Origin of the sequence: Mycoavidus cysteinexigens (assembly GCF_003966915.1) — a bacterium.
In the GTDB taxonomy this organism is placed as follows: domain Bacteria; phylum Pseudomonadota; class Gammaproteobacteria; order Burkholderiales; family Burkholderiaceae; genus Mycoavidus; species Mycoavidus cysteinexigens.
Genome location: NZ_AP018150.1, coordinates 1,658,730 through 1,678,809 on the forward strand (window position 1 = coordinate 1,658,730; position 20,080 = coordinate 1,678,809).

General features: G+C 48.4%; 19 protein-coding genes. All 19 read left to right on the plus strand.

What is annotated here, in order from left to right; translation table 11 throughout:
• The first annotated feature begins 3 nt into the window (after positions 1–3).
• The 19 genes from MCB1EB_RS06935 to MCB1EB_RS07020 all read left to right on the plus strand — a co-directional run bounded on the left by MCB1EB_RS06935 (position 4) and on the right by MCB1EB_RS07020 (position 19,889).
• Positions 4–291 carry a hypothetical protein gene (locus MCB1EB_RS06935; protein ID WP_026921915.1) on the plus strand — a complete coding sequence of 96 codons (288 nt, stop codon included), beginning with the start codon at positions 4–6 and terminating at the stop codon, positions 289–291.
• Positions 288–1,307, plus strand: a complete 1,020-nt coding sequence (locus tag MCB1EB_RS06940; protein ID WP_026921916.1) for a TrbL/VirB6 family protein — start codon at positions 288–290, stop codon at positions 1,305–1,307. Before MCB1EB_RS06935 ends, MCB1EB_RS06940 begins: the two co-directional genes overlap by 4 nt.
• A 20-nt stretch (positions 1,308–1,327) precedes the next feature.
• Positions 1,328–2,059 (plus strand): VirB8 family type IV secretion system protein, encoded by a 732-nt coding sequence (locus tag MCB1EB_RS06945; protein WP_045361832.1) that lies wholly within the window; start codon positions 1,328–1,330, stop codon positions 2,057–2,059.
• Positions 2,056–2,982, plus strand: coding sequence for a TrbG/VirB9 family P-type conjugative transfer protein (locus MCB1EB_RS06950; protein ID WP_052393576.1), 927 nt, complete (start codon positions 2,056–2,058; stop codon positions 2,980–2,982). Before MCB1EB_RS06945 ends, MCB1EB_RS06950 begins: the two co-directional genes overlap by 4 nt.
• Positions 2,983–4,275: a TraB/TrbI/VirB10 family type IV secretion system protein gene (locus MCB1EB_RS06955; RefSeq protein WP_045361829.1), complete on the plus strand. Its 1,293-nt coding sequence runs from the start codon at positions 2,983–2,985 to the stop codon at positions 4,273–4,275.
• Positions 4,272–5,042 (plus strand): TrbG/VirB9 family P-type conjugative transfer protein, encoded by a 771-nt coding sequence (locus MCB1EB_RS06960; protein WP_052393575.1) that lies wholly within the window; start codon positions 4,272–4,274, stop codon positions 5,040–5,042. Before MCB1EB_RS06955 ends, MCB1EB_RS06960 begins: the two co-directional genes overlap by 4 nt.
• Before the next feature lie 16 nt (positions 5,043–5,058).
• A complete protein-coding gene (locus tag MCB1EB_RS06965) occupies positions 5,059–6,801 on the plus strand; it encodes a type II secretion system protein GspD (protein WP_045361826.1) in 1,743 nt (580 codons plus the stop codon).
• The gene (locus tag MCB1EB_RS06970; protein ID WP_045361823.1) at positions 6,801–8,108 is read left to right on the plus strand and encodes a type IV pilus inner membrane component PilO; all 1,308 of its coding nucleotides are present in this window, start codon (positions 6,801–6,803) and stop codon (positions 8,106–8,108) included. The genes MCB1EB_RS06965 and MCB1EB_RS06970 overlap by 1 nt, the downstream gene beginning before the upstream one ends.
• The gene (locus tag MCB1EB_RS06975; protein ID WP_045361820.1) at positions 8,095–8,619 is read left to right on the plus strand and encodes a hypothetical protein; all 525 of its coding nucleotides are present in this window, start codon (positions 8,095–8,097) and stop codon (positions 8,617–8,619) included. The genes MCB1EB_RS06970 and MCB1EB_RS06975 overlap by 14 nt, the downstream gene beginning before the upstream one ends.
• A 64-nt stretch (positions 8,620–8,683) precedes the next feature.
• The gene (locus tag MCB1EB_RS06980; RefSeq protein WP_052393574.1) at positions 8,684–10,600 is read left to right on the plus strand and encodes a GspE/PulE family protein; all 1,917 of its coding nucleotides are present in this window, start codon (positions 8,684–8,686) and stop codon (positions 10,598–10,600) included.
• Entirely contained in the window at positions 10,573–11,727 is a 1,155-nt protein-coding gene (locus tag MCB1EB_RS06985) for a hypothetical protein (protein ID WP_045361817.1), read from the plus strand. Before MCB1EB_RS06980 ends, MCB1EB_RS06985 begins: the two co-directional genes overlap by 28 nt.
• Positions 11,728–11,800: 73 nt before the next feature.
• A complete protein-coding gene (locus MCB1EB_RS06990; RefSeq protein WP_081678064.1) occupies positions 11,801–12,388 on the plus strand; it encodes a type 4 pilus major pilin in 588 nt (195 codons plus the stop codon).
• A gap of 30 nt (positions 12,389–12,418) precedes the next feature.
• Entirely contained in the window at positions 12,419–13,612 is a 1,194-nt protein-coding gene (locus tag MCB1EB_RS06995) for a hypothetical protein (protein WP_052393573.1), read from the plus strand.
• A 71-nt stretch (positions 13,613–13,683) separates the two neighbouring features.
• Positions 13,684–14,889, plus strand: a complete 1,206-nt coding sequence (locus MCB1EB_RS07000) for a carbon-nitrogen hydrolase family protein (protein ID WP_045361814.1) — start codon at positions 13,684–13,686, stop codon at positions 14,887–14,889.
• A gap of 143 nt (positions 14,890–15,032) precedes the next feature.
• Entirely contained in the window at positions 15,033–16,091 is a 1,059-nt protein-coding gene (locus tag MCB1EB_RS07005) for a hypothetical protein (protein WP_045361810.1), read from the plus strand.
• 145 nt (positions 16,092–16,236) lie between these two features.
• Positions 16,237–16,959 carry a hypothetical protein gene (locus MCB1EB_RS07010; RefSeq protein ID WP_152034320.1) on the plus strand — a complete coding sequence of 241 codons (723 nt, stop codon included), beginning with the start codon at positions 16,237–16,239 and terminating at the stop codon, positions 16,957–16,959.
• A 208-nt stretch (positions 16,960–17,167) separates the two neighbouring features.
• The gene (locus MCB1EB_RS07015) at positions 17,168–18,214 is read left to right on the plus strand and encodes a hypothetical protein (RefSeq protein WP_045361807.1); all 1,047 of its coding nucleotides are present in this window, start codon (positions 17,168–17,170) and stop codon (positions 18,212–18,214) included.
• A 269-nt stretch (positions 18,215–18,483) separates the two neighbouring features.
• A complete protein-coding gene (locus MCB1EB_RS12040; RefSeq protein WP_161566198.1) occupies positions 18,484–18,624 on the plus strand; it encodes a hypothetical protein in 141 nt (46 codons plus the stop codon).
• Between the two features lie 497 nt (positions 18,625–19,121).
• Entirely contained in the window at positions 19,122–19,889 is a 768-nt protein-coding gene (locus MCB1EB_RS07020; RefSeq protein ID WP_197721971.1) for a class I SAM-dependent methyltransferase, read from the plus strand.
• Positions 19,890–20,080: the final 191 nt, after the last annotated feature.

A 20,080-nucleotide genomic window follows, 5' to 3' on the forward strand; every position in this document is an offset into this window, starting at 1 on the left:
GCGATGCCCCTATTTTTGCGGTGGGTAACTTATCAACTATGCCATAACCGCAACGAAATTTTTCGCTTGCAGCGCGCCTATCAACGCTATGCAAATGCCTCCCCACAGGCCGCCATAGAAGAATTGCGCGCACCGCGAGGTTTTCATAAACCCCGCTTATCGTTGGCTTGGGCCTGTTGCCGCCTAACGCTAGAGCAACCCACGTTGTTGCCCACTGGCATTTTGGCGTTCGCCGGCTTGCTTTTTGTGATCGCTTTACATTGCGCCACTGGCATAAGGTCGCTCAAATGAATGCAAACGATCCGCTTGGCATTGTCAATGAACTCTTCCAGCTCATGCAAAAGGTTGGTCTTGAGCTATACGGAAAATTTATTAGCGAAGGGATTGAATTGCTGTTGGTTCTGGGTCTGGTGATGACAACTTGGCATACCCTGATGTGGATGCTGGCGGATACCACCATCGACTATTTTGTTAACCAGTTAAATTTATTAGTTAAAGTCGCCATCCTTCTTTTAATGTTAACGGCTTGGACAGACACCGTACGCGATTTTTTCATCGGTAATATGGAGCGAACCGCCCAGCAGATTAGCGCCAATAGCGCCGCTCCAGTCGACACCGTGCGGACCCTATGGAGCGCCGCTCAAACTATTTTCTCGCTGACCCGCGCTGATGCAAGCAGTATCTGTGAAGAATTACCCAAGCTCGCCGACGATGACGCACAATTGGCCGGCAACCAACGAATTTGCCATCTTGGCCACGGCGCAAACAAGAAAAACAGTTGGTTCGATACCTTAAGCAATTTATCGTTTGTCTTATTGTCATTCATATTCAAAGTCATTGCGGTGCTAGCGATTGCTCAAATGGCTGTGGCCTTCATGCTCGTCGCCCAAATGTCATCCTTCTTGCTGGCAATTGGCTTTTGCCTAGGTCCTATTTTACTGCCTTGGTATATTTTTCCAGCCACTGAATTCTTATTTAACGGCTGGCTAAGATTCATCATCGTTGCGGGTTTATACAAAGTGATCGCTTGGCTCATGCTGACAATTGTCCAAGCTGGCATCAATCCCGCCATGCAGAAATTCGTTGTGCAACTCGGGGCAGGCGTTGGCCCTTATGTCAGCTCTCAACTCGATTTTCATTGCCTAACGATGCTTGGACTTGCCTTCACCTCTAGCGTGGGGGCCTACATGATGTGGCAAGTGCCACAAATTGCTCAAGGGATCGTTTCAGGCCATGGCGCACTTAATTTTCAAGGGTTTGGACCTAGCCGGATGGCGGGGCCTCTACCCCCCAACCATCGGCGATAAATCATAGGAGCTTCGCTACGATGCCACTCTCAAAACCTTCTTCTCAAACAGAAAACGCTCCCCCTCCTGGCGCAACAATAGCCGCCAGCCAGGCCTGGTTTGCTTATTTCCAGAAGCCACTACTGAATGCCAAATGGGCGCGCTTAGCGGCAGCAGGATTTTTCATATTGGCCTTAATTGAAACCATTGCACTCCTGCAACTCCTCAAAAACGCTGGCCCACGCCCTTATTTTATCGAGCATGATGAAACTTCTGGAGCGGTTTATTTATCTTCCCGAGTGGCCCAACAATTTACGCCAAATGCCGCCAATATCACCTACTTTCTGCGTATTTGGGCGACGCATATGCTCTCGATCAAGCCTGATCAAAAGCAAACTCAAGAAAACGATATACCTGCCGCAGCCGCCTGGACAGTCGGCGCCGCAACCAAGGTCTTCACTGAATATTTTGCCCAGACTGATCGCGTCGCCGAGCGGCTCGCCAAGCAGCCTGGACTAACCCGCGAAGTAGTGGAAAATTCAACTTCATACGCTAACGAAGGAGGGATCGCCTATATGGTCCTTACTCTAATTGAACGCATCGATGGGATTGAGACTAAGCGCGCGCAAAAAGTATTAACGGCGAATCTCATCCTGGCCCCCGAACGCTTTGACGAACAGCAGCGGCGCACTAATCCAATCGGTTTAATGGTAACTCATTTCACGCTTACCCCCTATTACGGCCCTAACCCCTCAACTCACTCTGCATCATGAAATTGCTCCAGCGTGGCAAGCGCTCTCTTTACCAACCTATCACCGCATTATTAACGGCTTTGCTCCTTAGCACCGCGCACGCCGCTAAAACTCATCCAGTACCTCCGAGTTCACTGCCAGACCTGATGCGGGCTGAGCCGGCAGCGCTTGATCCCAAATTAGTCGTATATACATACGACCCAGACTACACCTATCCAATTTTGACGCAAACCGGACGGCTCACGCATCTTGAGTTTGAAGAAGACGAAGCCATCATCGGCATCTATTTAGCCGATCCTAAAAGCTGGCACCGTAAAACCGCAGTAACGCGGCGCGACTTTTTTATCCAACCCAAGCTAGCGGGGCTCGCCAATACCGCCACCATTATCACGAACAAACGTCGTTATGAATTGATGCTCAAACAAAACGCAGATCAATATTACCAACGCGTATCTTGGCAGCATCAGGAGAGCGATCAGCTAGATGGGTTTACGCCTGAGACCACGACTAACGTAGAGAACAACGCCAAACCACCAACCCAACGCACACGTGCCAGCTTATCTGAATCCGCAAAAAGCCACCGGCCGCATCAGACCAGCACGCACCTACCATTAAACTTGGAGCGCGCCAATTTTGACTATACGGTTAAAGGTAAAGCATCCTTCAAGCCGCTTGCGGTCTTTGACGATGGCCGCTTCACTTGGTTAAAAATGCCGTCTATTCAAGAAATTCCAGCCATCTTTATGCTGGCTCAAGATGGCGCGGTGGAGTTAGCTAATTTTATGGTCCAAGGTGATTATTTTGTCATTCGGCAAATGCTTGGCCATGGCGCACTGCTTAAACTCGGCAAAGATGAAGTCCGCATCTATCACAACCCACGCCGGACCTGCGGTTTTTGGGGCTGCTCGACAGGTACGCAAATCAATCATTTGTGGGAGCATTAAATGGCGCCCCCCTTCTTAGCGAATGCCACTACACCGCGTCAAATCCAGCGCGTTAAACGCAATCTCGTCCAAGTATTACTGACGGTATTAATGATTTCTATGTTAGCCATCGTGCTGGCGCGCCGCCTCACTGGCGCGGCCCACGCTCCCGCGCAACGAGAAATTTTGCAACACCATGCTGAATACCGGATGCAATCTGCTGGAAATGCCAATGATATACGCTCGGCCCTGCGCCAACAGGCCGAGCGCGCCTATCACGCCCAACTACAAGAGAAAACCGAAGATCAAATCAAACCCAAAGCGCCCCTCATTATCGCGCCGCCACTGCCGCCCGCATACACCTTACCCGCCCCGAACATTCCCTTCGATCCTTTAAACAACGAACAAAAACTCACGCTTGAACGGGCCCGCGCCGCGCTTAACGACGACACGGATATGGCGGTCTATGAGGCGGCGGAGCACCACGCGTCAGGGGATCATCCAGGGTATTCAACCCAGCTTGCGCCATTGTCTGTGCCGCCCACAGCCAGCGCGCCACCCCCTCCCACGCCCTCTACCACAGCTTTGCAGCAACTACTCAACCAGCACGCTAGCGCGGCTCCAGCAATCAGTCGTGACGAACACTGGTTACGTCACCAAAACACCTACGCCAGTAGCCTACCTCTGATGCCAACCAGCGCCGCCTCACCTTATCTGCTGATGATGGGCGAACCGATCCCGGTGGTCACCCTGCAAAGCGTCAACAGCGACCTGCCCGGGACGGTGCGCGCCATGGTGACGCGGGATATTTATGACAGCGTGCGCGGCCATTTCAAGGTGATTCCGCGTGGCACTATTTTGGTAGGAATCAGTAACGCCGATGTTGCCGTGGGTCAAAGCCGCTTGCTCATCGCCTTTAACCGCATGAACTTCCCAAGCGGAGCATACTTAGATATTGGCGGCGTCCCAGCCATCGACCGCAGTGGATCATCCGGCTTGCAAGCTCATGTAAACAACCATTTTCTGCGTCAATTCAGCCAGGCTTTTCTAGTCGCAGGCGTGGCCGCCTGGGCCGGCCGCCAACCCTCAGCAGCGCCGCATGTGACGATCAATGTGAGCGGCTCAGCATTGCCTTCGACATTTTCTCAAACCGCCGCACAAACCCTTTCAGACATCGCGCGGCGCCTGCTCGATCAACACCAAAATATTAAACCCACGCTCACTTTGTCGCCCGGTGAAAAAATCACCATTATTGTCGCGCGCGATATGGTGCTTCCTCCCGCTGTGGTTGCCAATTACGAAGACGTTCTATGAAAAATTTATCTGCGCTGCTTTTGATCATGCCTGCGTTACTGAGCTTTTTATACGACTCAAGCCAAACACTTTATGCCTCCCCCATCCAAGAGTCTAGGCTCCAAACGCAAACGCCTAAAACTTATCATTTCGACTGGCAGATATCAGGCGCGCCAGAAGTTGCTCCAATCCAAGTCTTTGATAACGGCCAGCAACTCTATTTACAATTTCGTGCCGGCGTCTCTACACCAGCCATTCTGGCTGACCAACCTGATGGGCAAATTTTGCTCCATTGGCGCGTAGAACCGCCTTACATTGTGGTCAACCAGTTTGCATCACGCTTGTATTTTCGTCTAGGTCAGCAGCGCGCGCAGGCTTGGCGCAAAAACGCCAAACCCTATATGGCGGCAGCCTGGCCTGACAAAACCGTAAAAACCACAGCGCCAAAGGCAATTTTTCTGCCCACAAATACCCCAAAAATACCTGAAAAAACTCAACCAGAACCACACCAGCACACCACCACGCTGTGGCAAGTCAAACGCTCTGATGAAAATTTACGACGACTCCTGACGCGCTGGGCGCAAATAGAGAACTGGCATTTAGTGTGGGATGTAAACCAAGATATTCCGATTCAAGCCGAAGACCAAAGCCACAGTAATTTTAAGGAAGCCGTACGCCGCGTGCTAGGCAGCACAGCATTAACCGAATACCAGATTAAACCGTGCTTTTATGCGAACCGCGTCGTGCGCGTGGTGCGTAAAACCACCGTTTGTAACCCCCATCAGTAAACCTCTCAAATCCGTTATGCAAAATTTTTGCTCCCCCATTTTTGCGACGCTCGCTGGGTTTATCTTAAGCGGCTGCATCTCACCCGAACTCATACAAAAAACCCACGCCAGCATCGAACAGGCTCAAGCTAAAGCACAACGGTTACGCGCTACGCTCCTCACTCAAATACCCGAAGGCAAACCGCAAAGCGCCGTCAATGATGAAGTCGATCTACCCTATTTGGCAGGCAACCCAGTACCCCTCGCGCGTGAAGTAACCTTACCTTATGCCCTGCGCAAAGGAGTCAAAACAGCCGTGATGTTCCCAGAAAAAACCGTCCCTCTGAATTTAGCCGCCGAACGCATCACCCTGGCAACGGGGATTCCAGTTAAGATCGAGCCAGATGTTTATCTCCCCGCCTCAGCGCTCTTGCCACGCGCACAAAACACCAACGCCGAGCTACAGACAACCCATAGCGCCCCCCATCAAGCAGATGCGCCTTTTGCCCCAACCCTATCCAATCCATTTACACCTCATCTCCCCCCAGGGTTTGCCAGTTTAAATGCTGCAAGCCCGCGCGACACGTTCCCACAAGTTGAGTTTCAACCCGCTGAAATACCTCTGAATCAAATGCTCGATCTGATCGCTACGCGCTTATCTATCAACTGGCGCTATGATGAAGTACGCGGCGCGATTCGTTTTTACCGAATGCTCACCAAAATCTGGCAACTTCCTGGCTCAGCCGGAGAAATGTCTTTCACTACTGCGTTTCAGGGCAGTACAGTTCAATCTAGCAATACTAACGCTACGCTGCTGCCGCAAAATACTTATGCTAACTCTACGGCTAAGCGTGAAGCGTCTCAGATTAATGAACTGAACGCAGTGCGTCAAAGCATCGAAACGCTGATGACACGGGCCGGTTCGATTGCCACCAACGCGGCGACAGGTACGCTCACGCTCACCGACACTAAAGAGGTCGTAGAACGCGCAGATGACATCATCACCCGCGAGATTCATATCTTGTCGCGGCGCGTACTCCTTAAACTACAAAAAATCCAAGTGCTCACCCATGACACCGGCACAGCCAGCATCGACTGGAATCTGGCACTGACCCAGGCCCTTTCTAAGCAACCTAATTTCAAACTGACAACCCATTCACCCGTCTCGCTGGCAGGTTCTCATGCCAGTGGCTTGAATCTCAATATCCTAGCGGGCGCATTCAATCACTCAACAACCATCATCCAGGCTTTAAGTGAGATCGGGCGCGTGCAATCATCGACTGAACTACCGCTAACCATTCGCAATCGGCAACCGATGAGCTATGACATTGGCAATGCTTTTTCTTACGTCTCGGCAGCCTTGCCAGCGGGCTCAACGGGAAGTGGTGCACGCGGCGTGCCTGGTCTTAAGACCAGCCAGATCTCAACCGGCTTAAAGCTCTTGATTTATCCCAATGCGACCAGCAAAGATACGGTCGACCTGACCTTTTCGATTGAAGATTCGATGCTAAAAAGCCTCGATCGTTTCGACGCTGGAGCCGGCGCGCAAAGCCAATCCGTACAACTGCCTAACATTGATCGCCAAGGAGCGACCTTACACACTACCGTACGCAGCGGCACGACCATTGTCCTCACCGGCTTTGAGCGCTTTGATGATCACTTTAGGCGTAGAACGCTCGGGGCGCATATGCCTTTACTCAGCGGAGGGTCAACCAGCGCAAGCCGTCAACGCAGCACCACTTTGATTGTCATTTCCGCCATTATTCAGGATGATATTTAATGCATATCACTACCATCAACGGCAAGCACCTGGCCTTTGGTCTACGCTGGAAGCTCTTGCTCAGCGCCACGGAATCTTACGAGGCTCTCGCTTTGGCGGAGGCGGATAAATTCAACCCCACTTTGATCTGGCAAGATGGCGCAGCGCCGCTCATCGGCCTCTATCTTGAAAGCTTGCCCGCTCCGCTGCGCCATCAACCTGTTTACGCCGCTGCGCACGTCCTATCGACCGTGCCAGGTTGCGGCCCAAACGCACTATTAGCCATCCGTGAGCAAGACGGGGGCCATTCGATATGTGGGATTTTTCAAGGTCGGCCGTGGGGAAACGCGACTGCGAGCGGCAAAAATTTTGATAAAGTAGGGCTCTCTAGCGCAGAATTAACTCAACTCATTCAACAGTTTGCGGAATTATGCGGTGAGCATGGCTACACGCTACTCGGAAATGTCGCGCTGGCAGACTGTAACCCATTCCAATTAACTGAGTTGGCACACTGTGCGGGCCCGATTTCTCGCATGTATCAGCCGCGGCGCAGCGTATTTCGGCCCTACCTGCTCCGGCTATTCATCGCGCTCGGGACCGCTACCGCCCTCTATGCCAGCTACACGCACTGGCAAAACCAACGCGCCGCGACCACGGCAGCCAAACTCACGACGACCCAACCACTCACACCGTCCAGCACGGCACTCAGCCAGCCATTGCTTAGCGCACCTGCGATGATCAGCGCCTGGTTCGAATGGGCAAAGGCGCTACCGCTTAGCGTAGGCGGTTGGCATCTACGCCGCATAGACTGTACCGCACATCCCCCTAAGCCAAAATGCTTATTGAACTACGAACGCAAGCTGCCACAAGCTACGCCCCAGACTTTTATAGAAGCTGCAACGCACCATGAAGCTGAGCAGATCGACACAGTCAGCGATCAATCCTTACAGGTCAGCATGGCGCTACCCAGTATTTCGACCATGAACCTACAACAACATCTGCTTAACTTGCCAAGTCAGCGCGCCATTCGCTTAACTTTCCTTTCGCAATTACAGCGCATGCAACAAGTGGCCGCAACTAAGCTGGAGAGTTTCCGTGCGTATGACGCGCCAGCAGGCATATCACCAAGCGCTCTCCCCTCGCAAATCCAACATGCAGCCTGGGAGGTCAATGGACCCCTACACAATATCGCTTTATTTGAAACCTTCCCAGCCAGCGCCAGCTTCACCCAGCTTTCTCTCACGATTCAAGATCCTCCCCCCACGACTTCACTCAAAGCCTCAAGCCTAATGTTGCAGGTCAAAGGAGACATTTATGCCCGTGACTAATCGATCGTACAAGCGCCATACCCTAGCGCAACTCACACTCATCTCACTGTATTGGTTAAATTCCTCCAGCACCGCCAGTGCTCAAACCGGGCCTACCGTCAGTGAGCTCATGCAGTTAGAAAGCCAGCTCAAGCTACAAAAACTGAAAAATGAATTGCGCCAAGCACATTCTGCACCCACCGCCCCTTCCATGGCCGCGCACCGGCCACCGTTTGACTCTATGCTGTCTAACTCCACGGAGCAGCCTCGCTACATTGCCGTGTTTGGCATGGCGCCGGATTATCGCGGCTATCTGATTTGGGGGAAACACATCTATCCCCTCTATGCTGGTGCAATCGTGCGCAACTATAAGGTGACCGAACTCAGCCCACAAGCCGTTAAATTACGCTCGTCAAAGGGCCAGATTCGATCCATTTCATTTGCTTTCGATACGCGCATTGCACCGCCTGCAATGCCCTCCGCATCATCCCAGCAACCCAATCTACCACCGCTTCCCGCCGTGACAAACTGATTACCCTCTGCAACTGGATTTAAACCAAATTTCAACTAACGTTTGATCTCAACGTAATTTGCCCATGCGCTCCAAATTGACCGCTAAACAAAATAGCCCAAATTCGGTAGACACCGATGCCGCCAAGCATTTTCGGCAAGCGAGCCGGCTCACGCCTGCGCCTCAAGCGCTCTGCGCTACCTTACTAGGCGCACCGACCAAAGCCGCGATTAACTTGCCCGATGAATTGCCCTATTTCGTACGCACGCTGTATGAAGAAATCTCTCTGCAACCCTCATTACGCAACCAAATTTGCCCAGTCCTGATTGAATCCGCGACAGAAAAAATCCAGCGCGGCCGCTTTGCCCTTATTTTGCTTGAGAGCATGCTACGCTCAGATATAGCAGAAGAGATCGTGCGCCAATTCAGTCTGCGCTATATCCCAGCCGACCCTTTGTATTACGTAGCAGCGCCAACTTTAATGATTGAATTGTGCCGGGTCCGCAACGAACCACACAGCCATCGCCAAATACCAGGCGTCACCTCGAAAAAACTCGATGACAATGCATTATGGGCCCATTTTTTAACGGCCGCGCGCTTTGCCATCGCTAATGGCGCATCTGATATTCATCTGGAGATTCGGCGCGCGCAAGAACGCTCGCCAATCGGCTTTAGGGTCGCCGGACGCCTAGTCCGCCCCTCCGCTTTCCATATGTTCACCACCCATTTAACCGATATGGCCGCGATTATCTATTCCCGCGGCAACTCAGTGTCCGAATCCGTCTTTAACGAAAATTATGCGCAGCAATGCCAAGTGCCAGCCACTATCGATGAGCGCCATGTGCTCTTTCGTTTAGCGACATTCCCTCTCGTTAATGGCACCGATGTGGTTTTGCGTCTGCTGTTTCAAAGCAACGCGCAAACCATTCGTTCCCTGGGAGATTTAGGCTATCTGCCAGACCAAGTGGCGCTGTGGCGACGTACTATAGCTCGCTTAAGCGGTGCAACAATTGTCGCCGGCGTGGTTAATTCCGGCAAATCGACTACGCTGCAAACCGTATTAGCGCAGATGCCCAAGTGGGCTAAAAAGTTTTCGATTGAAGACCCAGTTGAATATTTAATCCCAGGCGTTTCTCAAGTCTCGATCGCGCGTTCGCTGAGCGAACAAGATCATAGTGGCGATCCATTTTTAACTATCAAACGGCAGCTCAAACGCGGCGACTTAGACGTATGCTTGATTGGGGAGATTCGAGACCGGCCGAGTGCCGCTTTATTGCGCGACGTTGCCGAATCAGGCCATCGCGCCTTAAGTACGTTGCATACGCCTTCCGCGCTTGGCATTGTAGATCGTCTAGCCGATCACGAACTCGGCATTCCACGCGAAGTATTAGCGACACCAGGCTTTCTTAATTTACTGGTATATCAAACACTGCTGCCCACGCTCTGCCCACATTGCAAAATACCTCTGTTTGAGCTGGTACATTCAGCCAGCGCACAAACCCACCATCTGGCACTGCTGGCGGAGATTTTTCCGGCGTCAGACCTGTTCGCCACCTCCGAAGGGCTAGCCGCCTACGTCGCGCGCATTGCTCACTGCTTCAAACTCGAGCTCTTTGATAATGCGCTAAAGCATAAGCTTTTTTGCCGCAACCCAACTGGCTGCGCGCACTGCCAACGCGAAGGGCTACCCGAGTTAAATGGTTTACACCAACGCACTGTAGTCGCTGAAATGTTCGAATTAGACCGGCCAATGCTGGCATTGGTGCGCGCCCATAAAAATCTAGAGCTGCATCAATATCTTTACAACTTGCATAAGGCCCCCCTCGATAGCGTATCGACCACAGGCAAATCCGCACTCGAAATTGCGCTGTATAAAGCCTTGCAAGGGGAAATCGACCTACTCGATATAGAAGCAAAATTTGGTTCATTTATACACTATCAACGGCAGCTGCAACTGCACCAAAGGAGCCCCCGATGCATCCGTCACCCGGCGCCATACTGAAGCAACTCTGGCAGTTCATGCATAACTTATGCAGAACGCGGCGCACTCGACGCTTGGCTTGGGCCCAGCGCTGCTTTCGCAAAAAACGCGCTGAATTCTATAATGATCTCGCTAGTCAAATCGACTCTCAACCCGGGCAAACCCTTGCCATATTTCTGCAAAAATACGCCCTCCGCTACCCCGGTGAACCGGTCGGCATAGTGTGCGCTCACTGGCTCGCGCGCTTTGCAGAAACGGCCCGTTTCTCACGCGCCGTAGCGCATACGCTACCACCTGAAGAAACCACCGTGCTTGCCGTTGCAGAAGAATCTGGCGACCTTAAAATAGGACTGCGCACCCTAGCCGCCAATATAGAGACACTTGAAGCCACTCAGCGTTTATTTCTTGAAATCATTACCAGCGCACTCGTTGGCCTGGCTATTGCGCATATTTTTTTAGGTTTGATCGGCTATTGGATTGTGCCTCAAATCGAAACTGCGATGAACCTCGAGACGCGTTTTTATGGTCCCATCGCGCAGACCTATCATGGCTTCGCCACGGTTATCCGTAGCGTGGGTCCAGCCTGGCTTGCCCTACTTTTAGCAGGATTGCTATGGGGCTCTTGGTCAATCAAAAATTATACTGGACGCTTTCGAGGGTGGCTTGACCAACACATCCTCTTTTACGCCTTATATCGAGATTTTGCAGGTGCGCTTTTTTTAGCCACCCTTTCCTCAATCACGCAGAAAATCGGAGCACACGCAATTAGCATCCACGAAGCCTTAGCACGCATTAAACCCTATGCTTCGACTTGGCTCGCGCAACATATTGAGCGCATTTCACGCAATTTTGAAGAAATCCCCAATAGTGGCGGCGAGGCATTCGCCACTGGCATCCTCAAGCGTGAATTCCAATACCGCTTGCAAGACCTAAGCGAATACCAAAAGCTCGAGTGCGCGCTATTCAACGTCTCCCAGTATATTTTGCGCGAAACCCCAAACCGCATTAAACGAACCGCTACCTTGATTCGCTACAGCGTCTCATTTTTGACCGCAGCAGGCATGATGGGATTGTATTTTGGACTGCTTGGGATGATTCACGAATTCCAAGCTTCAGCCACCCTGCAACACATCATGCAAAGCCCCTAATGCCGTCAGAAATCCCCGTGCAGTTAGCGCCTAATCCCTTTTTCATTTGATTTATTCAACCTGGATCAACACCATGAAGACACCTCCACCTTCACTGCTACCCTCAAGTCGATTGAAGTACACCACGCCCAATCGTCAGAAAACGCAAAATAGCCACCAGCGCGGCTCATTAATGGCTGAATATGGCTTAGTGCTCTTGCTCGTCTCTTTTGGCCTAGTGAGCACCCTGGTTTATTTTTCCACCAATAGCCAAGTCACACATGCCAATACTCTGGCCATGGATCTTAACAGTCTGATTGGCAGCGTGCGCACGGCTTATTCCGGCAATTATCAAGCAATTAACAATACGGCTTTACATCAAGGCGGTTTTTTCCGCTCCCTGCCTTCACTCAAAGATAACCACGGCGCCGTCACCATATCACCCGGCAATGGCGTACTGACTGTGACACCGAGTCAAATCAACGCAACTGGCGACGCGGTTCAATACCAAATTACCAATTTACCAGATATAACCTGCCTCCCCCTCGTCACGGCCCTGGCCCGCAGCGCTTCACGGCTCACGATTAATACCAGTGAAGTGAAAGCTCCTGGCGGCCAACCGGATCCCTCACAGATCCGCTGCATAGGCGACGCCAATACACTCACCCTGGTAGTCGGCTAAGCGGCTCGTCTTTACCCCTAAACACTCTCCATGAAAACCGTTACCCCCCTCCATTTAGTCCACCGCTCGGCCGGCCAATGCCAAAGCGCTCAACTAACACCCAATATGAGCTGGCGCCGCAGATGTCAACCTGGCTTTATCACCCTTGATATTGCTTTAGCCATCACTCTTTCAACGGTCGGCATAGTGGCAACACTTTACCAAGTCCAAACTGAGATTACGCAGATTTTCGCAAAAGCGACAGGCCAATACTTGTACGCACTGCAAACCGGCGTCAATCGCTATGTGCAAACCCACTACGATACGCTCGCCAGCGGCAATCCCATGCCTCAGGTAACAAATCCTCTGGAACCCACGGTCGCCGAATTGCGCGCGCTTAAATTTCTGCTCCCCACATTTGCCGATAACAGTCCGCTCGGGCTTTCTTTCACGACCCAACTCAAGCGCGAAAACTGCCCAGGTTTAGCATGCTCAATTACTGGCCTCATCTATTCTAAGCATCCGTATCATGACAAAGAAGGCGCATTGCGGATCGATTTATTATCTCAAGCCAGATTTTCCGCTGGCGCAGATGCCGCCCTTTCTACCCCCGCCCATGGCGACCAACTGGTTGGGCTAGATAATAAATGGCGGCAAGCTAATCCCCTTGGCGACATACCCGGCACGCTGGCGGCGCGCGTGGGCGTCGTTGCAGGCAATTTAACTTGGCAGCTTGCCCAATTTTATAAACTAGACGGCTCACGTCAATTAAGCGGCTCAATGAATGCCGCCGGGCAAGAGATTCACAATGCCAAAGCCGTTGCAACAGAACTCATCAAAACTAATAACATCTTGGTGCAAAATCGACTGACTACCCACGAGCTACAATTAACCCGCTTTCAAGAAGTAGGAGAAAGTTGCCATGAAGGTCATGGCGCGATGGCCATTGCTCGCTCGGGTTTGCTTTTGACGTGTCAAAGCGGCGCTTGGCGCTCCTCCGCCTCAAGCATTTTCAAAGGATGGCAGGGCTATCCCAACTCTGGATGCGTGCATGCCAGCGGTTTCCTGCTCGCCACCTCACATTTCAATGCGCATATGGCTGGCTACACATCCGGGGTTCTGCGCTTCGAAGATTCTAGACGCGACAAATATGGACAAGGGAAAAACAGTGCGCTAATGCCGATCATGCAAGGGGAATGCTTTATTATCCACGGCGCAGAAAGAGTCTGGTTTATGGCCCTGTAAAATTTTGCCATTGACCAAATTGCTTACCTGAATTGAGCGCTCTTGCCAACACCGCCGCTTCTCCTAAGCACATGCAACCGCCTCGCTTAATCAGTTACAGCCTGGCAGGCGCCATAATTGCGCTGCTCGCCTGGTTTCCTGGCCACTGGCTAGCCAGCTTAGCACTCTTGCCATCGCTCTGGCGCAAAGCACAGACCCACTGGCAAGCTGCCGCGCTTTGGATCGGCTATTATCTGACCGGGGCACGCGATATCCCAATCATGTGCGCGCGATTTTTCAGCGGCCATAATGAGCTGTCTGCAAGCTTAGGCTATCTACTTGGCGTCATTTTTTGGCTAACCCAGGCGACCTTGCTTTCTATCCCATGGATCTTATTCTATCCAACCGCCCAAACCTCTGCGTCCAAAACGCTCATCCTTACCTTCAGCGCACTGTTTTTCACTCTGCTCCCCCCACTTGGCATCATTGGCTGGCTCTCGCCACTGCATATCAGCAGCGCACTCTATCCCGCTTGGGGCGGCTTAGGCTTATTACTCGGCATCGGAACTCTTTGCCTAATGGCTGCAAATCTAGGCCGTAATAAAACTCTATGGCTTATTTTATGCGCAGTTTGCATGGTTCTGAGCGCGCATAAAAATGAGATACACCCAACCATACCCACGGGATGGCAAGCGCTTAACTTACAATTTGGCCGTCTTGATCAAAACACGCTAGCTGCATTATTTAAACGCACTGATCAAGTGCAAAATACGCTCTCCCAAGCCCTTGCACAGCGCGCCACGAAAATTGTTGTACTACCTGAAGGAATTATCGGACTCTGGCATCCAGCGCTGGCTTGGGTGTGGCAAGAACAGATACGCCAAGCCGCATGTCAAGGCCAAACTTTCTTACTCGGCGCCGATATTCTCAAACCAGAAATGCCGCTGCGCTACACCAATAGCGTATTAGCGCTCGGACACCATTCAGCTCAATTAGACAGCCGCATGCCCATGCCCGTCGGCTTATGGCGCCCAGGCGCAAGAATCAGCGCTCTAACCGGCAAATTAACGCAGCCCTACCTCAAACTTAACGGCCTACAAGCGGCTTTTTCCATCTGTTATGAGGATTTTTTGTGGTGGCCGCATTGGCGCATACTTTTCAGCCCTCCAGACATCCTAATCAGCTTCTCAAATCAATGGTTTAACAGTGATTTAGCCGCAGCCCAAATCCAGCAACAAAGCATCCAGTCGTTAGCTCGGTTAGTCGGAGCTCCATTATTACGATCGACCAATCGCTAAGCAGACCCATTCCAAAATACTCAAATTTTGTCGAAGCATCAGCAATTGTTTGATAAATCTACAACTGCTTCATTTTATGCATCTAACTTTCGCACCCACTTCAATAAACCATCTTTTCATCATTAAAATCTTAAATTACTCCAATGAATAAACTTCTGAGATATTTTAATATGTATAAAGGTTATTATTCACGAAATAATGTTGATACTTTGTCCCATAACAGCCTCTATCCACACCCCGAACAACCGGCCTCCCATTTTAACCCGTCCTACGGCACAATATATAATCCGCCCCCTGCGCGCATACCACAGAGTAAGCAACCCAAAACCCATAAGTTACATGAAACATTCAACCCGTCTTATCTGGGTATAGATGAGTATCAGCATCAAACCGAGTATGTCAACACACAAACACTTAAGCACTTAAACATCGCTTCGAAAACGATACAGGAAATTGATCGCATAATGCCCTACGGGGCAGGAAATCAATGGCTTAATGTCATTGCGACAAATGGCGAAAGCAACATACGTTGCAGGATGCTTCACACTAAGATCGATGAAGTAATGGGGAAACTCCAAGAGCTAGAAGGACCAGCCAAATCGATGGCTATGACTGGACTAAACGTACATCTTACTCGTCAATATCAGGCTGGAAATTGCACTGAAATGTCAATAATGGCTCATCATAGGCTTATCACCGAAGGGCTGGATGCACCTATATTGACTGTAGCTGACGATATACGAGACCATGTTTATACGCTCATTGGCGACCCCAGAGATCACAAATGGGGAGAGAAAAATACGGTAGTTGTGGATGCATGGCCTATTTATAAAGCGACCTATACACTAAAACATGCAATATATAATCTAGAGTCTAGACCCAAGATAATCCTTGAATATCCAGCATCAACTCCCTCACCTAATTCAATTAATGCATTTTTTCATGAAAAATACCCAATTCTTAATACAACTTATGTCAATCAACATTTAGCTAGTAATAACCTGCCTCCGGTAGGTAACGAATATCTTAAACACTGTTATAAAAATTTTATCCCAGGATACCACCGTGATGAACGCGTTGGGACTCGAGATCCAAGCATACATTACACGGACGGATATGAACCTAGGCGAACTTTTGATGATATATCAGAGGACCTGCTTAATAGATATAAATCTTCTTTTAGGCCAATGAAAGATTCTTAAAAATCTTGAACTGAATTCCCAACCAAAAAAATTTAAATTACACAAAGAATTTACCCATTTTGATTTAAAAGTAAACGAGTACCGGCATAAAATTGAAAACGTCGAAAACCAAACATTTCAGCACTTAAACGTCGCTTCTGACGTAGTGACAAAGGCCACACGTCTAATGCCTTATGGAGCAGACAACCAGTTGTTTAATATCGTCTGCACAAAAGGCGAAAGTGCAATACGTTCTTATATAAGCGGCTATCTATTTGGGCAAAATCCAAAATCAGAAGAGCCCATCCAGCAAATCAGGCAAGTAGCCGAGCGTGCAATTCGATTTAAAGCTGGAAACTGCGATGCGATGGAAGCTATAATTTTTAGTCTTCTTGCTACTCAAAATTTATCTGCGCCAATATTAAGTGCATTTGATCATGATCGAGATCACTGTTATACACTTATTGGCGACCCCAAAGGTCGAAAATGGGGAACTAAAAATACGGTGGTCGTAGATGCCTGGCATCCTTTCGGAACTGTCTATACACTGGGACAAAGTTGTATTTTAAATTCTGAACCCGATATATTTTTTCAGCATCCAGCATCAACACCCGCTCCCGATTTGATAACGACTCTCCTTGAGAAAAAACCTCGCACAGTTAATATAGTGGAGATTGATTTATTCACAGAAAATAATGAGATTCCTAATGTAGGCAATGATCCTCTTGAATATTTTTATAAAACTTCACCTCCTGAATTATGCCAAGATGAACGAGATGGAGCTAAAGATCCAAGTACGATATACAAAAACAATGATGAAATTTTGCAAACCTTTGATGAAATGTCAATTGAATTTCTTCAAGAACAAAAAGACGCCCTTAAAATATAAAATACTTTTCTGGAACAGCATCATAAGTGGAATCAATAATCTCAAATTAACACATTAAAATCATAAAATTTAAAAAAAATGAGATTTTTAAGTAAGCGAAACTGTACTAAACGCATTGATCTACTTATCTTCGCGCCAGAAAATACAAAAATTCCCCATAAAATTAAAATTACCTATCATGAAATGCAAACGGATAGGAGTTACTAATATGGGTAATGGATTTGTTTATCAAAAGAAGGGGGATTTTCCGCGTCTTATTTACTCTAGAAAAGATCCAGGGCAAGACATTCCTCTGCCTAGCTCATCAAGCTATACAACATTTAATCCCCTTCGTAGGCCAATTAATCTCCATCAAGCATTAAAACCCAAAGACTTAAATCTAAACCTAAAGGAATATGGCAAAAAAACTCAAATAGTCACAGAAGAAACTATGAAACATTTAAAGATTTGTTCGGAAGTTATTGCAGAAGTTAAAAATATTATGCGTTATGGCGCTGGCAATCAATTATTTAGTATGCTTGACACAGGAGGAGAAAGCGCCATACGCACAGAAATGTCTCGAGAATCAATTAGAAAAGCTGAGAAAGAAAGTTCAATGGGAAAAATCGAACGAAAAATCAAATATGCCATACAATATCAAGCTGGAAATTGTGATGAAACGAATGCTATAGTTTTTAACATACTTCAAACCAAAGGGCTAAATGCGCCCTTATTCAGTATGGCGGACATACAACAAGATCACGCCTACACCTTGATTGGTGATCCGAGAGCACGTGAATGGGGGGAAACCAATACTGTCGTTGTAGACGCCTGGCCTATTTACGGAACCGCCTATACCCTTAATAAATCTCGATATAATCTGAAGACTAACCCAGAAGTAACCCTGGTACACCCAGCGTCAACGCCAACACCTGAGTCAATAAAGGTACATCAGACTGTCAATACTGACTGTGTTAATCAGTATTTAGACCATAAATCTTATCCAAAGGTGGGAAATGAACTAGTTGAATTTCTTTACAAAAAGACACATAATCCAAAAACATGTTTAGATAAACGAGTTGGAACCGAAGATCCAAGTACACGTTATCGAGTTAAAGGTGATGTCTCACAAACCTTTGATAAAATATCAACGGAGAAGCTTGAAAAATATTATGCCATCCAAAAAGAAGCGGGGAAATTTATTCCTAATCATCCTAACTGGGATATACGATCGACTAGGAAAAGTAGTTTTCTTTCGCACTTAAAAAGTATTTAACCCATATAAAAAATTAAAAAAACCAACCAACCTCCACCAATTAGCTAATTATTGATTCTAAATCGCCTATTTTCTTGCGTTTTCATTCTAGCCGCGTAATATAAAGCTAGCTCACTCATCTGTGCCAATGAAGCTTTCGCGGTTTGGCTCTGTTCCTATTGAACGGCCGCGGGTCTAACTGACTCAGAGCTTTTAACCCTAATCGGGAACTTATTCTTCCCCGGCTAGAGCACATGATGAATACCCCTTTTTATTTGAGGAGAACCATCATGAAGTCAATCAATCAACTTGATGAGGTCCAACTATTTGATTATCAAATTATAGGCATTGACTCTTTAGCTTTTAACCGTGAAAAACCGCTCAAAATAAGCGGATTTGGTCAACCCGTTGAATCCAATCAACTTTTTTAACTTGGGCTTTTTCAGTTTTTCTGGGTAAGGCCAAAGGCATTCGTTGGATGAACATGGATTGGATGTCCCAAAAACGGTTGTTTCGGCTAAATTGGGCCAGCATTAAAAAACCTGAGCTCAACCACGATGCCAATTTACGTTTCATTGATGGTGAATAAGCGGTACTCGAGGACATCATAAAACTCCTAGATCCGCATTGAATCATGCTTTAGGAAAAACGCCTAACCTTGGAAAATCCTGTCTATGCGGTGGGATTTTCTTTTATTTACATAGGCTTTGTCTAAAAAGATATTCGGTGTAAACTGAAGGAGTCCGAATTGCAGCGCTTCTGGCCAAGGTATGACAATAAATTTAATTTGATCAGATAACGTACCTTTCAGACTAAAAATTAAATATAAGTATCGTTACAAAGGGAAATAGCCAGCAGATGCATATTAGCTGATTAATTTTTTAACACATCGAGGTAGAAAATGCCGATCTCTCCTTCCTTGCACTCCGTGTCTTTACCTCCAACCGCTCGGTTCAGCGATGTGGTTGAAAATTATGCCAAATATCGACCCCATTATCCCTCTAATATTGTTGCTTTTCTAAAGCAAGAGTGTGGGCTTCATTCTAAAGCACGAGTTGCAGATATTGGCTCAGGAACGGGGCTACTTACTCAACTATTATTAGATCATCAATATAAGGTATTTGGAGTTGAGCCTAATTTGAAGATGCGGAAAAAATCAGAAGAGTTACTTTCACACTATTCTAATTTTACTAGCATCGATGGTACTGCTGAGATGACGACGCTTAGTACCCATAGTGTAGATTGTGTAACGGCTGCTACGGCATTTCACTGGTTTGATAAAGAAAAGACTAGAGTCGAATTTAGCCGTATCCTCCGACCAGATGGCTTTTGCGTTCTGATATGGAATTTGCGAATTGTTGAGGCTTCGCCGCTGATGGAAAAATATGAATCTTTATTAAATCAGTATGGAACTGACTATAAAGAAATATCTCCCCAAAAAATCGATGAAAAAGGAATCGGAAAATTCTTTAGGCCAATTACAGTTAAGGTTGCATCATTTCCCAATCAGCAAAGATTGGACAAGAATGGATTTCTGGGCCGCTTATTGTCTGTTTCTTCTATGATTAAACCAGATCATCCACAATATGAAGCAATGATTCAGGCTGCCAAAGATTTATTCGATGAACACCAAGAGAATGGATACGTTGACTTTATCTATTCTACAAAATGTTATTATGGCCCCATGAAAATCTGAAGAACAGCCATGCCCCTCAGGCGCAACCTCGTTAAAAAGGTAGAGAGCTTGATAAATCCGCACCGATACCCGATTCGACTGCTGAGAGGGCAGGTGAAAAATCTCGTGTATTTACCCTCACCTCCAGGTCATATTAAGCCGGCGCGCCAACCCTAGAGGTTAAGCTGCTTGTCACAGCCCAAATGGCTTCG

Excerpts from the sequence above, each read along its gene's own strand:
- MCB1EB_RS07000 (WP_045361814.1), top strand. The coding sequence starts at position 13,684 with ATGCAACCGCCTCGCTTAATCAGTTACAGCCTGGCAGGCGCCATAATT.
- MCB1EB_RS06985 (WP_045361817.1), top strand. The coding sequence starts at position 10,573 with ATGCATCCGTCACCCGGCGCCATACTGAAGCAACTCTGGCAGTTCATG.
- MCB1EB_RS06955 (WP_045361829.1), top strand. The coding sequence starts at position 2,983 with ATGGCGCCCCCCTTCTTAGCGAATGCCACTACACCGCGTCAAATCCAG.
- MCB1EB_RS06960 (WP_052393575.1), top strand. The coding sequence starts at position 4,272 with ATGAAAAATTTATCTGCGCTGCTTTTGATCATGCCTGCGTTACTGAGC.
- MCB1EB_RS07005 (WP_045361810.1), top strand. The coding sequence starts at position 15,033 with ATGAATAAACTTCTGAGATATTTTAATATGTATAAAGGTTATTATTCA.
- MCB1EB_RS06995 (WP_052393573.1), top strand. The coding sequence starts at position 12,419 with ATGAAAACCGTTACCCCCCTCCATTTAGTCCACCGCTCGGCCGGCCAA.
- MCB1EB_RS06975 (WP_045361820.1), top strand. The coding sequence starts at position 8,095 with ATGCCCGTGACTAATCGATCGTACAAGCGCCATACCCTAGCGCAACTC.
- MCB1EB_RS12040 (WP_161566198.1), top strand. The coding sequence starts at position 18,484 with ATGAAGTCAATCAATCAACTTGATGAGGTCCAACTATTTGATTATCAA.
- MCB1EB_RS06990 (WP_081678064.1), top strand. The coding sequence starts at position 11,801 with ATGAAGACACCTCCACCTTCACTGCTACCCTCAAGTCGATTGAAGTAC.
- MCB1EB_RS06945 (WP_045361832.1), top strand. The coding sequence starts at position 1,328 with ATGCCACTCTCAAAACCTTCTTCTCAAACAGAAAACGCTCCCCCTCCT.
- MCB1EB_RS06980 (WP_052393574.1), top strand. The coding sequence starts at position 8,684 with ATGCGCTCCAAATTGACCGCTAAACAAAATAGCCCAAATTCGGTAGAC.
- MCB1EB_RS07015 (WP_045361807.1), top strand. The coding sequence starts at position 17,168 with ATGGGTAATGGATTTGTTTATCAAAAGAAGGGGGATTTTCCGCGTCTT.
- MCB1EB_RS06940 (WP_026921916.1), top strand. The coding sequence starts at position 288 with ATGAATGCAAACGATCCGCTTGGCATTGTCAATGAACTCTTCCAGCTC.
- MCB1EB_RS06970 (WP_045361823.1), top strand. The coding sequence starts at position 6,801 with ATGCATATCACTACCATCAACGGCAAGCACCTGGCCTTTGGTCTACGC.
- MCB1EB_RS06950 (WP_052393576.1), top strand. The coding sequence starts at position 2,056 with ATGAAATTGCTCCAGCGTGGCAAGCGCTCTCTTTACCAACCTATCACC.
- MCB1EB_RS06935 (WP_026921915.1), top strand. The coding sequence starts at position 4 with ATGCCCCTATTTTTGCGGTGGGTAACTTATCAACTATGCCATAACCGC.
- MCB1EB_RS06965 (WP_045361826.1), top strand. The coding sequence starts at position 5,059 with ATGCAAAATTTTTGCTCCCCCATTTTTGCGACGCTCGCTGGGTTTATC.